General features: G+C 44.5%; 12 protein-coding genes. 9 read left to right on the forward strand and 3 right to left on the reverse strand.

Annotation, left to right across the window (positions count from 1 at the left end):
* Positions 1 to 423 precede the first annotated feature (423 nt).
* Positions 424 to 786 (forward strand): septal ring lytic transglycosylase RlpA family protein, encoded by a 363-nt coding sequence (locus L0J61_RS03845; protein ID WP_301464998.1) that lies wholly within the window; start codon positions 424 to 426, stop codon positions 784 to 786.
* A gap of 59 nt (positions 787 to 845) precedes the next feature.
* Here L0J61_RS03845 and L0J61_RS03850 read toward each other — a convergent pair whose 3' ends face one another.
* The gene (locus tag L0J61_RS03850; protein WP_301464999.1) at positions 846 to 2,870 is read right to left on the reverse strand and encodes an ATP-binding cassette domain-containing protein; all 2,025 of its coding nucleotides are present in this window, start codon (positions 2,868 to 2,870) and stop codon (positions 846 to 848) included.
* A gap of 415 nt (positions 2,871 to 3,285) precedes the next feature.
* Between L0J61_RS03850 and erpA the strand changes: the two genes are divergently transcribed.
* From erpA to L0J61_RS03890, 8 genes are all read left to right on the forward strand, one after another.
* Complete coding sequence (gene erpA / locus L0J61_RS03855; RefSeq protein ID WP_301465000.1) at positions 3,286 to 3,666, forward strand: iron-sulfur cluster insertion protein ErpA; 381 nt, start codon at positions 3,286 to 3,288, stop codon at positions 3,664 to 3,666.
* A gap of 496 nt (positions 3,667 to 4,162) precedes the next feature.
* Entirely contained in the window at positions 4,163 to 5,737 is a 1,575-nt protein-coding gene (gshA, locus tag L0J61_RS03860) for a glutamate--cysteine ligase (RefSeq protein ID WP_301465001.1), read from the forward strand.
* Positions 5,738 to 5,805: 68 nt separating this feature from the next.
* Positions 5,806 to 6,333, forward strand: a complete 528-nt coding sequence (locus L0J61_RS03865) for a disulfide bond formation protein B (RefSeq protein WP_301465002.1) — start codon at positions 5,806 to 5,808, stop codon at positions 6,331 to 6,333.
* Between the two features lie 496 nt (positions 6,334 to 6,829).
* On the forward strand, positions 6,830 to 7,474 hold the full coding sequence (locus L0J61_RS03870) for a copper resistance protein NlpE N-terminal domain-containing protein (RefSeq protein WP_301465003.1): 645 nt from the start codon (positions 6,830 to 6,832) through the stop codon (positions 7,472 to 7,474).
* 181 nt (positions 7,475 to 7,655) lie between these two features.
* Complete coding sequence (gene mpl, locus L0J61_RS03875; RefSeq protein WP_301465004.1) at positions 7,656 to 9,119, forward strand: UDP-N-acetylmuramate:L-alanyl-gamma-D-glutamyl-meso-diaminopimelate ligase; 1,464 nt, start codon at positions 7,656 to 7,658, stop codon at positions 9,117 to 9,119.
* 472 nt (positions 9,120 to 9,591) lie between these two features.
* Complete coding sequence (locus L0J61_RS03880; protein WP_301465005.1) at positions 9,592 to 9,846, forward strand: GlsB/YeaQ/YmgE family stress response membrane protein; 255 nt, start codon at positions 9,592 to 9,594, stop codon at positions 9,844 to 9,846.
* A 168-nt stretch (positions 9,847 to 10,014) separates the two neighbouring features.
* A complete protein-coding gene (gene def / locus L0J61_RS03885; protein WP_301465006.1) occupies positions 10,015 to 10,569 on the forward strand; it encodes a peptide deformylase in 555 nt (184 codons plus the stop codon).
* A 255-nt stretch (positions 10,570 to 10,824) separates the two neighbouring features.
* On the forward strand, positions 10,825 to 11,997 hold the full coding sequence (locus L0J61_RS03890) for a type III PLP-dependent enzyme (protein ID WP_301465009.1): 1,173 nt from the start codon (positions 10,825 to 10,827) through the stop codon (positions 11,995 to 11,997).
* Between the two features lie 105 nt (positions 11,998 to 12,102).
* Here L0J61_RS03890 and L0J61_RS03895 read toward each other — a convergent pair whose 3' ends face one another.
* Both L0J61_RS03895 and dapB read right to left on the reverse strand, forming a co-directional pair.
* On the reverse strand, positions 12,103 to 12,948 hold the full coding sequence (locus tag L0J61_RS03895) for a hypothetical protein (protein ID WP_301465007.1): 846 nt from the start codon (positions 12,946 to 12,948) through the stop codon (positions 12,103 to 12,105).
* 122 nt (positions 12,949 to 13,070) lie between these two features.
* Complete coding sequence (gene dapB / locus L0J61_RS03900; RefSeq protein WP_301465008.1) at positions 13,071 to 13,901, reverse strand: 4-hydroxy-tetrahydrodipicolinate reductase; 831 nt, start codon at positions 13,899 to 13,901, stop codon at positions 13,071 to 13,073.
* Between the last annotated feature and the right edge of the window lie 75 nt (positions 13,902 to 13,976).

Consider the following 13,976-nt stretch of genomic DNA (forward strand, 5'->3'; position numbering starts at 1 on the left):
ACAAAATTTACTGAAACCCTTATGCTGTCTATATTTCCTAGTAATACTCTCTCGTGCTCCTAACTCACTATCTAGTTTTTTTGGGCTTCGATGATTGATTTTTCAGCATGCTGCTCACTTTCTCCTCACATGAGTTTACTATTTCATGATCGGTCGGATACACTGTTTCCATGGAGCTCATGCCTTGTGGGCTCTAGCGCCTATGGCAAGATGAGCACAATATCTCAAGTGACTGGTCCTTTTGAGTAAGAGTATTGGTACATTAGAAAGCTAAATGCTTGAACTTAAGAGTTTTTTTACATAATTGTAAGAATCCAACAGCCTAAATATTATAAAATAGCTCCAACGTCAATGCTCAGAGGGGAGTAACGACAATATAGGCAAAATCATCTGTCTATTTTATAAACTGCATAAAGGTATTAAATGTCTTATTTAATCAAGTCTCTAGTTGTCACGTTATCACTATTACTGAGCACCACCGTTTTCGCTGCTAACACCAGCTACTACGGTAATAAGTTTCATGGAAAACGTACCGCTAGTGGTAGTATTTTCAACATGCATGCTATGACCGCTGCACATAAAACGTTGCCGTTTGGTACTAAAGTTGAAGTGACTAACAAAAAGACAAAGCAGAGCGTAATTGTGAAAATTACAGATAGAGGTCCTTTCACTCCGGGACGTGTCCTTGACCTATCTAAAGCCGCTGCTGGTAAAATAAACTGTAGCCTATGTACCACCTCCATGGAAATATTGTCTTATGGTGATGGTAAGTATCGTAAAGAATAATACCAAAAAAGGGAAAGCCGACGCTTTCCCTTTTTTTATGTCTGAATAATGGCAAGCACCTACTCGAAACTCGCTTCCAACTCCTCTAACGTCGTCATCGACAGCAACAACGTCTCTTCATTGTCGCTATGCTGCTGCTGTAGTGCCGATTGCTCGTCCAACAATACCAACAAATCAGCTTTTCGGCTCTCTTCATACAGCTCCGTATCGGCAAGCTTATCCTCTAGGAGACTCAGGCTTTTTTCAATTTTTGCCAAGTTCTTTTCTGCCGTCTCAATCTCACGGCGGACGGGTGCTGTCAATTTGCGCTGTTCCGCTGCTAACTTACGCTGCTCGTCTTTACTCAGTGCAGGTTTGGCATCTGCCTTCCCTTTTGGTGCTGTCGTTGCTGACTGACTGTCTGATTGCAGATCCCGTGTCTCACGTGAAACAAACTTTTTGTTCTCTTTTTTACTTTTTTTCTTGCCTGAATTTTTATCCTGAGCGCTTTCTTGTTTGCGTTTTTCTGCCAGCCACTTACCATAATCGCTGATATCACCATCAAACTCATCGATTTGACCATCATGAACCAAGTACAGCTCATTACAGACGTTGGCAATCAGCTCACGATCATGTGACACCAGTACCACTGCCCCTTCAAACCCTTGTAACGCAATGGTCAACGCTTGGCGCATTTGCAAATCTAAATGGTTGGTTGGCTCATCGAGAACAAGCACATTCGGACGCTGCCAGACAATTAACGCCAACGTCAAGCGCGCACGCTCACCACCAGAGAACAGCTCGCTTGGTGTGTCGATACGATCTCCGCGAAAGTCAAAACTACCAAGAAATGATCGGAGATCCGCATCAGAGGTTTTACCCGCTAGGCGGCGAAGCATCTGCAGCGGTGTCGCAGCCGCATCTAACGCATCCATCTGATGCTGATTAAAATAGCCGAGCTTTAAGGTGTCTGAAACACGGTAAGTACCTGTCAAAATACCCAGCTCACCGACCAACGCTTTGATAAGCGTTGACTTACCAGCACCGTTCATACCAAGTAGTCCAAGGCGTGTATCGGGCGTGACTTGCACATTGGCGTTATGCAGCAACGGTGTCTCGCTATAGCCGATATCTGCATGCGTCATTTCAATCAATGGTGAGCTCATGTTTTCTGGCTCATAAAAACGAAATGAAAACGGGTTTTCTGCCATCATTGGAGACAACTCAGCCATACGTTCGAGCTGTTTGATGCGGCTTTGAGCCTGTTTGGCCTTGCTTGCTTTGGCACGAAAACGGCGAATGAAATCGTCTAAATGCGCCTTGGTCGCTTGCTGCTTTTCGAATGCTTGTTGCTGCTGCGCCATGCGCTCGTGACGCGTCCGAACGAACTGCTGATAGTTACCGGTATATAAGGTGATTTTCTGTTGTTCCACATGCAAGATATGACCGACCGTGGCATCCAAAAAGGCTTGGTCATGCGAGATAACAATCACCAAGCCATCAAAGGCATTAATCCATGTCTCAAGCCACAAAATGGCATCCAAGTCCAAATGGTTGGTTGGCTCATCAAGTAACATCAAGTCAGCACGGCTCATCAACGTCTTGGCAAGGTTTAAGCGCATGCGCCAGCCACCAGAGAAGCCTTCTACTGGCTGCTCATGTTGACGAGTATTAAAACCAAGCCCTGCCATGATTTGCGCGGCCTTGGTGGGCGTACGATACCCATCGATTTCATCAAATTGCTGATGCAATATACCAATCTGCTCATCACTAACACTACCCAAATCATTCAGCGACGCATTGATCTCATACCATTGTTCGTCGCCACTCAACACATAATCAATCGCTGTCTGCGTACTAGCGCCAACTTCCTGTGCCATATGTGCGACCTGCCAGCTATCAGGGATGCTCACCTCGCCCTTATCAAGCGTGACCTCTGTGTCGCCCGTACCCATTTGCGTGAGTAATAAAGCAAACAAAGTCGATTTGCCTGTGCCATTGTTGCCCGTTAAGCCAACTTTGTGGCCTGGATGGAGCTGGAAGCTTGCGCCTGCAAACAGTTCACGACCATCACGGCGAACACCAACGTCTTTAAATTCGATCATATAATTTCTTCATCTCAACGGTAATATAAAACACAAGGCAATAGAAAAAACACATTTAGGGTATGTTTACTGGCGGCTATTATTTCAAACGCCTAGCCGATAGGCAAACGATTAAAGAACTATTTGACAATCAGTTAGTTGTTAGAATGACAAATCTATGTCGTTATGGTCAATATCGTCACGCTTGACAAACGAATCACAGCCCCCACTATGCTATAATGCTAGAAAAGAAGTGCCAAAAATTCACCGAAGCGTCGTGATGGCACCCACATAATACTTATAATAAGCCAAACAACACTGCCATAATGACAGCACCCAATTTAATCAAACGCTGCTCGTATCTTTATTTGCAACTATTTGCTTGCAAACCCGAACAGGACGACGACCGCATTTGATCCTAGCAACTGAGGTAGATATGAACGAATCAGCCAACCAATTTAGTCCAAGCTCAAGCCAACCAGTAGATCCGACTGTCTTAAGCCTAACGGATAGTGCCGCGCAAAAAGTACGTCGGCTGCGTGAGGAAGAAGGTGACAGCAACCTTATGTTACGTGTCTATGTAACGGGTGGCGGCTGCTCAGGTTTTTCCTATGGTTTTAACTTTGCCAACGACCTAAACGAAGACGACGCCAACTTTGACAACGGTGACGTCACGCTGGTCGTCGACTCAATGAGCTATCAGTATCTACAAGGCTCAACCGTTGACTATACTGAAGGGCTAGAAGGCGCGCGATTTATTGTCACCAACCCAAATGCGACCACTACCTGTGGCTGTGGCTCGTCGTTTTCTATCTAAACGATGGCCTTCACCGTGGCTTTTTAGTGTGAGCTATTCAGTTTTGTATGTTGGTCGTTTAGTATTGTTTGATATAGACAACGACCATCCAAATTGAGTAGCGCTGGGGCACCTATCTTCTGGGTAGGTGCTTTTTAGTCTAAACCTTTTATCCTAGCGTTATCGTTAAACCAGATACGGTGCCAGCCTCGATTAGTCTGCTATCTGTAGTACCTGCACTCGGCTTACTTTTAACCAAGTGATATTGAACCAACTATTTAGCGACAACTTCGTTCGATTTGTACTGTTATTTTCTGGCTATTTTTTCCGTCAAACAGCGTCAAATCGGTGTTGGTCAAAGCTTACTGTATTTGTAATTGTCCGTGGTTTTCAGGACAGCTTTGAGCTAAACTGACAAAACTTTGAATCTAAATTCTGAATCCAATACTTACCTTTTTTATGGTCAAACGCTAGTCGTGTTTTGTCCCACCATAATAAATAACAACAGATGACTACTATGAGTAATTTTGCAAACAGCTTTGTTAATTTTGAAATCCCAAATTGGTTTGACAGTCAGTATCTGGCAGGCATGCTCCGTGGTATCGAAAAAGAAGGCTTGCGTGTTAAGCCAGATGGTTTTTTGGCGCAAACACCTCACCCCACAAAGCTCGGATCAAAACTCACTCATCCTTTTATCACCACCGATTACTCAGAAAGCCTGCTTGAGCTGATAACCGACCCCAAGAGCTCACCAAAAGAAACGCTGAACATGCTGCGCCAATTGCACCTATTGGTCTATCAAGGTATGCCCGAAGGTGAACTGATGTGGCCCTTGTCGATGCCGTGCATGCTATCTTCAAATGATGAGGATATCCCACTCGCCGATTTTGGCAGTTCTAACACAGGTAAGCTCAAAACCCTGTACCGTAGCGGGCTTGGTATTCGCTATGGTCGCCGTATGCAGACCATTGCAGGGTTACATTACAACCTGTCTTTCGGTGATAATTTATTTGAGGCATGGCAGGCACAAAGCCCAGCGGCACAAAACCAAACGTTGACAGAATTCAAAAACGAAAAGTATCTCGGACTGATCTGTAATTTCAAACGCCTGACCAGTTTGGTTCTGTACTTACTAGGTGCTAGCCCAAGCGTTTGTCCTTGTTTCTTGGCAGGTCGTGAACATGATTTAGAGCTTTTAAACGACTCAACTTACTACAAGCCAACTGCCACTAGCTTACGTATGGGTAAACTAGGTTATACCAACAGCGTACAAGAGCAGCTGGATATTCGTTATAACTATTTGCCAGAATACGTCGATGGGCTGCGTCGTGCTATTCAAACGCCGCACGAAAGCTTTGCAAAGCTCGGCTTAGACGATGTCGATGGCAATCCTATTCAAATCAACAACCACATCCTACAAATAGAAAACGAGTATTATAGCCCGATACGTCCAAAGCAAATCGCCAAGAGCGGTGAAACCCCGACCGAGGCACTGGAGCGACGTGGTATCGCTTATGTTGAATTCCGTGCCATCGATCTTGACCCTTATAGCAATGTCGGTATTCGTCTGTCCAGCGCTTGCTTTTTAGAAGTCATGGCACTGTATTGTTTGCTAAACGACTCCCCTGACCTGCTACCTGAAGAGGATGAAGCACTGGCTATCAACCTCGAGCGTGTCGTAAACGAAGGGCGCAGCGAAGGTTTACACATCATCAATAACTGTGAAGAGCAGACACTGGAAAGCTGGATGTTGGCGCACATGGATAACATGCAACCACTGGCCGCGATGCTTGACGTACATTATGGTGGCAATGATTACCGTGCAGCAGTCGCCTTGATGCGAGGTAAAGCAGGTCACCCTGAGTCTACTATTTCGGCACAGGTAAACGCTGACAGCGAACGTTTAGGCAGCTTATGGCAGCTCGGCTTCACCTTGGCAGAGCAGCATCGAGACTCATTACTAGAGCAAACACTGAGTCCAAACACACAAGCGAAATATGAAGTACTGGCTGAAAAGTCCATCTTACAGCAAGCCGAAATTGAAGAGAAAGATACCGAAGACTTCATAGACTTTTTGCAACAATATCGCTAAATTTTAATCCAGAGCCGAACCCAGAGACTGCCTCACTTTTTTAGACGACTTATAAGAGTAACTGCTTTATGCAACAACTGACCACTTACCGAAGTCTACAAGTTTTTTTGGTCATCATGACCGTGATAGGTATGAGTTTTGCGCTGTTTTTCTTGCAGCGTTATATGGGGTTCACACCTTGTCCATTATGTATTTTTCAGCGTTTTGGTCTGATAATCATGGGAGTTTTTGCTTTAATCGCTGCTTTGTTTGGCCCCAAATCAAAGGCGACACGACTGGTATTATGGCTTGGTAGCTTAGTTGGTATTGGCTGGGCAACTGTGGTAGCAGGGCGTCACGTTTGGTTACAGCATCTGCCTGCCGATCAAGTGCCTTCTTGCGGTCCAGGGCTGAACTATTGGTTAGATACACTACCTATCTTACAAGTACTCCGAGAAGTATTTTCTGGATCGGGTGAGTGTGCGGAAATCGATTGGACATTTATGAGCCTCAGTATCCCTGAGCAATCTTTGATTTTTTTCAGCCTACTGCTCGTAGTACATGGCTTGATTCTTTGGCGAATCATTCGCCCTACTGAAGCGCCTCGCATCGGGTAACAGATGCTAGAACAGCTAACTGGCCTACATACCTTTATCCTATGCTTTCATCTGGCTTGCTTTCATCTAAACAGACATAGACTATCGACGCTTGATAGAACTGACAGAGCCTATAGGATGAAGGCATCTGTAAAACAGATCTAAAGCCAGTGTTAAGTACCAGTAATAACAAAAAGTCCACAGAGACATACCAAACCTTTGATATCTTGTGACAGCTTATTCAGTTATTTTATAAGCATACCTAAACATTCGGTATTTGCAGCCAACCAGTAAGTAAGTCACGAACTTGTACAACTTATAGCCATTTGTATTAGACCAATAGTGACCACTCACTTGTCTCAATATGCAAAAGACGGAGTCACATGATCAGGATTGCAACCCTTTATCATGTATCTCATTTTTCTTCTCGTCTTTCATTTTTGACAATGGTCTTGCATTGCCGGCCTGACAAGTAACCCTTCAAAACACTGTTTAACACATCGTTTTTGGTATGATCATGATATCTCTTGCGCCTATTTTTTCTTCTACCTGCCGCACTATCGGCTACCTGAGTCGCCCACTATTAGGGATGTCGCTTTGTGTGTTGATGGTTGGCTGTGATAGCGCCTCCTCTAACATCGAAAAAGACATAAGCACCAAAGTCGCTACGGTTGATGAGGTAAAAGAGGCAGGTCAGCAAAGCACAGAGCAAGCAATTCAAGAAGCTGCTCGTCCATCAGTATCCGATGCGACAGCAGCAACAGAAGGTCAGTCCCTCATCGCTGCCGCTCAGTCGAGCAATGATAGCTATTATACACCGCCATCGTCTTCTGATGATTCAGCAGCAAGCAATTACAGCTCTCTACAGGCTACATTAATGGGTGACTATGGCGGCATGGTGCCTTGTCCTTCGTGTGATAGTATCGACGTCACCTTAAACCTATTTTCCGATGGCTCAGTTCGAAAAACCAGCATTTATAACAACACTGCACGCACACGAGAGCCACTTTATCAGTCTGGAATTTATCGTCAGGACGACGATAAAATCACAATAGTATATGAAAATGAAAACCTAGAGGTTTATCATATTCAAGACAACCATCTCGTTTTGATGAGCGCTGACGACACTCCTGATAATGACTATACGCTATCTCTTAAATAAAGCGTGTTGAACATTGCGAAATAAAATCGCAGAAAGCGAAAACGACGTCTACTTGCTAGGCGTTTTTTGTTGGTCATCGAACGATGTTTACTTTACAATGATCCTCTGTCTGCCGCACTAGGTCATGTCGGCTAATCGCAGAGTTTACCTCCTTTTTTATTCAAGCACGTACGGAACGTCTATGCATATTCATATTCTTGGTATTTGTGGTACTTTTATGGGTTCGCTCGCATTGCTTGCGCGTGCATTAGGGCATACAGTAACTGGATCAGACGCCAACGTATATCCTCCGATGTCTACCCAACTTGAGAATGCTGGTGTTGCTATCGAAGAAGGTTATCTGGTAGAGCATTTGCAACCAGCACCTGACTTGGTCGTCGTCGGTAATGCTATGAAGCGCGGCATGGATGTCGTTGAATATATGCTAGATACCGGTCTGCGCTATACCTCGGGCCCGCAGTTTCTCTCAGAGCAAGTCTTGCAATCGCGTCACGTAATCGCCGTCGCAGGTACTCACGGCAAGACCACTACGACAACGATGCTGGCGTGGATACTGCATTATGCCGGTGTCGATACTGGGTTTTTAATCGGTGGTGTGCCACTGGTCAATACCACTGATGAGAATTTGCAGCAAACCTTTGCCCATAGTAGCTATTTGGGTGCAGAAAAAAACGCGGATAACACTGCAAGTAATGGCTATTTTGTCATTGAGGCGGATGAGTATGATTCTGCATTTTTTGATAAACGTTCAAAGTTCGTACACTATCGCCCACGCACCGCTATTTTAAATAACCTCGAATTTGATCATGCGGATATCTTCGCTGACCTCAATGCGATTCAGACACAATTCCATCATATGATTCGCATGATTCCAAGCAGCGGCAAAATAATCATGCCAGTGGCGACTACCAGCCTAGAAGATACCTTGGCAAAAGGCGTTTGGACACCCGTTTGGCGTACAGCTATTCATAGCACTGAGGCTTTAGACACACAAACCAACTGCGACTGGCAGGCGAAACTTCTCAGCGATGATGGCAGTCATTTTCAGATTAGCCATCCCGCTGATGACGCAGCGAGCGCGACGGTAGAATGGTCGATGAGTGGCATTCATAACGTCAATAACGCGCTCGTGGCAGTAGCCGCTGCTTATGATATCGGCGTGAGCGTATCTACTGCTTGTGCCGCTTTATCAGCTTTTGCAGGTATCAAGCGCCGTATGGAACTGATCGGTGATGTCGATGACATCTTGGTATTTGATGACTTCGCTCATCATCCAACTGCGATTACCACCACGCTAGACGGGGCTAAAAAGAAACTGGCCAACAGGCGCATTTGGGCCATCATCGAACCGCGTAGCAACACCATGAAAATGGGCATTCACCAGGATAGCCTAGCTCAATCTGCCGCATTGGCAAATGAGACACTATGGTATGAACCATCCGGCTTGGAATGGGGGCTGAAAGAAGTCATCGAACAGTCCTCTGTTGACGGCAAGAATGGTAACCAACAAGTCCTCTCTAGTGTCGATGCCATTATTGAGCATATCGCTGCGCATGCCCAATCCGGTGACGCTATTGTGATCATGTCTAATGGCGGTTTTGAGGGCATTCATCAGCGCTTACTCAGTACTTTACGTACCCGATAATTATCAGTTTTGTGACAAATAATCCGTGCGCTTTGTCGTATGGGTTTTTGAATCTTGATTTGCTAGAGCGTCGCTTCGTTAGTCAACGAGCCACGCTTTTTTTGTTTCAGTCTTAGCGATTTAGGGCGCGTCCCTAACTCAGTTGACAGTCGTTAACAGTCATCGAAATGAGCCAAACGTTCAGCGGCTTTCTCGATATAGGTTTGCGACTTTACTACCTTTGTAACCTTCCACTTACTTATCTCTTTATATGATATCAATTAAGTATTTTTTTCTCACACAGCCCCTACACAATTAACAATTTTCACTTAGCTCTATCCCCAGTCAATGTTTACAATAACCTATATAAAGTTAGGCAATTTTCCATTTAGTCAGTGCCATTCACATAAGAGTGAGCATTTAAAAACTGGCATTCAGGTTAAACAATCACCCTAACGACATACTATAAATGATAATAAATAAGGAGAACAACATGGGATTCATTTGGACGATTCTGGTAGGTTTGGTCGCTGGACTGTTGGCACGTGCCATCAAACCAGGCAATGACTCTATGGGCTGGATCATGACTATTTTATTAGGTATCGTCGGTGCGATGCTTGGTAGTTTTCTCGCTGAACTGATTGGTATTAGTGCCGATGGTGGCTTCACTGGGCTTATATTCTCAGTAATCGGTGCCATTATCCTGCTGTTTTTATATGAAATGATTATTAATAAACGCCGCGGATAGGTTGATCTAGTTTGCTAGATAATTTAAAAAAGATCTCACGATACGCGAGGTCTTTTTTTTGTGCTATCAGTGGCAATCAATGCGGGATAGTATTGATAAGCATTACTTTTGTCTCCATTTATCTTATAATATTAACCCTAATTAATCGTTATCATTGAGGTGAGCGTTATGGCATTACTCCCTATCCTAAATTACCCAGATCCGCGCCTGCGTACGATTGCGGAGCCTGTCAAGGAAGTGACTGCTGAAATAAAAACCTTAATTGCTGATATGACCGAGACGATGTACGAGGCTCAAGGTATCGGTCTGGCCGCCAGTCAGGTTGATCGTCACATTCAGCTCATCGTCATGGATTTGTCAGAAGACAAAAACAGTCCGCGTGTATTTATCAATCCAAAGGTGACTCCTTTAATCGAAGAAAAGCAACCGTATGAAGAAGGCTGTTTGTCCGTGCCAGATGTCTATGACAAGGTCGAACGCCCTACCAAAGTGCGCATCGAGGCATTGGATGAAAATGGAGACAAAATTGACGAAGAAGTAGAAGGTTTACTCGCAGTCTGCATCCAACATGAAATGGATCACTTAAATGGCGTGATATTCGTCGACTATTTATCTCGTCTCAAGCAGACACGTGCACGTGACAAGGTTCGCAAAGTGGTTAAAATCCGCGAAAAGCAAAGTGCTCAATCTACTGAAAAACAGACGCAACCGACCAACGCGTAATTTAGGGTGTGTCCTCATTTTAAAAATGAGATAAATGGCAATCAAGCAAGGAAAATAGCGTAGATAATATCGAGATATTAGTCAGCTATTAGACGCTGTTTGGCAACATTTAGCCATTTTTAACTCATTTAGATGACTATTGATTGAATTGAGCACACGCCCTAGTCAAACAACTGATTCTTATTGCCATAACCCATCATTTGACAGTGGTTTCTGAGCAAGAGCTGTCTACTATCAAAGGTTTTTAATATGACGATGATCAACATTGACCAATACTTTGATCCTGCCGCTTGGCAGAAATTTACCAAAGCTGCCGAAGGTCGTGAAACGCCATTTTTAGTAGTCGATCTGAGTCGTATTAAAACCAAATACCACGAAATGGTCAGTCTATTTCCTCATGCGAAGTTGCATTACGCAATGAAAGCCAGTCCTGCGGTTGAAGTCATCAACTTGCTGGCGTCGCTTGGCTCAAACTTTGACTGCGCCTCTATCTATGAGCTAGATCGGGTACTCGACTGCGGCGTTAAACCATCACGCATCTCGTATGGTAACACCATCAAAAAAGCAGAGCATGTGAAGTATGCTTTTGACAAAGGTATCGACCTGTATGCAACCGACTCAGATGCAGATTTAAAGAATATCGCTAAGCATGCACCCGGCTCAAAAGTATTCGTACGAATCTTGGTTCAGGGCTCGGATACAGCTGAATGGCCACTATCACGCAAGTTTGGTTGTCACCCTAATATGGCAATTGATTTATTGATTCAAGCGCGAGACTTAGGTTTGGTTCCTTACGGCATTTCATTTCATGTGGGCAGCCAGCAAAAAGACGTTGCAGCATGGGACGATGCACTAGCCAAGGTCAAATATATGTTTGACTGGATGCAAAACGAGGAAGGTATCAAGCTGCAGATGATTAACTTGGGCGGTGGTTTCCCAACCAACTACATCAGTGAGGTCAACCCTATTCAGGTTTACGCTGAAGAGATTACGCGCTATCTGAGCGACGACTATCATGAGGAAATGCCTGAGATTATTCTTGAACCAGGTCGCTCATTAGTCGGTGGCTCAGGGGTGCTCGTCAGCGATGTGGTCTTGATTTCCCGTAAATCACACACCGATTTGACGCGTTGGGTTTATACCGATGTCGGCTTGTTTCAAGGCTTGATTGAAACCCTAGGTGAGGCCATCAAGTATCCTGTTTATACACCTAAGATGGAAACCTCTACCAGTGAAGGAACTGTTGTGTTGGCAGGTCCGACTTGTGACTCAACTGATATTATGTATGAAGAAGCAGGTTATCAGCTACCAGAAGAGCTTGAGATTGGTGATAAAATCTATTGGTTGACCACTGGCGCTTATACCAACTCATACTCATCCGTTGAATTTAATGGTTTTCCACCACTAGAAGTAGTTTATATTGATTAGCTTTGAATCATTACTCGTTAATAAAAATAGAAAAAGCGCGGCACTGTTTATCGTAGTGACGCGCTTTTTTGTATTTGTTCAAAAACCGGATTGATAACTGCTTGGCTACTGTACTAATAGTGAAATAGGCACATTGTTATTACTATTGGTTGTCTGATTACTACCATAGTTGCTACTTTGGTTTTGACTGTTTTGAGAGATTTCTCCGATAGTTACCCACTGCCCGCGAGACACGATAATCGTACTATTCAAACGTTGGCCTTGAATAGCATGATTAACAGAACTGCTGCTATTATAAGGCGAATTGGATCGCGCTAGGCTTTCCTCTACTTGGGACAGTTGCACCTCGACTTGACCTATAGGTAGCAGTCTTGGTGTTACCGCAATTTCCTGTGTCGTTGGTAGCAATACTTGCTGCTGGATAATAATCTGCGGCCTTATATTATAGCGATTAGCACGATAACTCTGTGTCAGTGAATAGAGCGTGCCAGTGCTGATACTTGCCGCACTACCAGATAAGGTTTGTACTTGATATGAGTTACTGCCCTGCTGCTGACGGTTACTTTGATTAATAACACCTGACCCTTGGACACCGCGATTAGTAATAATAACCTGACCTTGCTGGATACTACTCTGCGTGCTGTTATTATTGCCAACGCGCACTGAGACGGTTAAGGCTTGTGGTTGACCATCAATTTGAGTCAAGAGCTGTTGTACTGCTTGATAATTAGCTGCTGTGGTATTCAGTACTAATTTGTCTTGATACGTTGTAACTGTGCCGCCGTCACGGCTGCTGTTTAACTGCTGACGTACCGCTGGCAATAGTGTGTCGCCACCATATGTATAAATGACATAGGTGTCATAAGTCGCTGCTTGTACCACGACAGGCAAGGCTACCAAACTAGTCGCTAAGAGCGCATGGCCCACGTAGCCAATGTTTTTACTGGCCATAAAAGCTCTACTAACCACCTTTATTAAACTCTGTCTAAACATATCCATGTCTATTTCCTAGCAGCGACTCATCATTCATTGAGGCTTCATCAAACGAGGCTAAAAAGCCACTGTTTCAAGCATCAATTGTTTAGCCCCAGTACATCCTGCATATCATACTGCCCTACTACTTGCTCGATGATCCAAGTAGCTGCACGCACCGCACCAGCAGCAAAGGTCATACGTGCACGGGCACGATGGGTGATTTCAACCACTTCACCATCAGCGATAAACATCACCGTATGATCACCAATGATTTCGCCACCACGAATCGCATGAATACCGATCGTACCTGCTTCACGGGCACCTGTTTGTCCCTCGCGCCCATAAACAGCCACGTCTTTCAGGTTTTGTCCACGTGCCTCTGCAACTGCCTCTGCCATCATATAAGCGGTACCCGATGGAGCGTCGATTTTGTGCTTGTGATGCGCTTCGATCACTTCTACATCGGCGTCATCGCCAAATGCTTTGGCCGCCATACCCAGTAGCTTCAATGATAAATTCACGCCAGTTGAATAGTTACCAGCATAAACGATAGCAATTTTTTCACTCGCTGTAGCCAGCACTTGTTGTTGCTGCTCATTAAATCCTGTCGTACCGATGACCATGGCGACATTCTGTGCAGCACAGACCTGCATGTTTTGTTCCGTTGCATCAGGCAAGCTAAAATCAATCAGCACATCGATGTCATTGATAACTGTATTAAGGTCATCGACAATTTGCACATCTAAATGTCCGATAGCCGCAACTTCTCCAGCATCTGCACCAACGAGGCTTGAGCCTTGACGCTCAATCGCTGCATTTAAAGTGGTTTTTGGGTTTTGTTGTACCGCTTCAATGAGCATACGACCCATACGACCACCGGCACCGATGACACCAACTTTAACGACCTGTTCTGTTGTTTGTTGACTCATATCTTTATCTCAAATATTTTATTGTTAGTAAATTTATATCGGGTTGATTATATAGTAGAAGAAACATAAAACCGA

Origin of the sequence: Psychrobacter sp. (assembly GCF_030457785.1) — a bacterium.
Taxonomy (GTDB): Bacteria; Pseudomonadota; Gammaproteobacteria; order Pseudomonadales; family Moraxellaceae; genus Psychrobacter.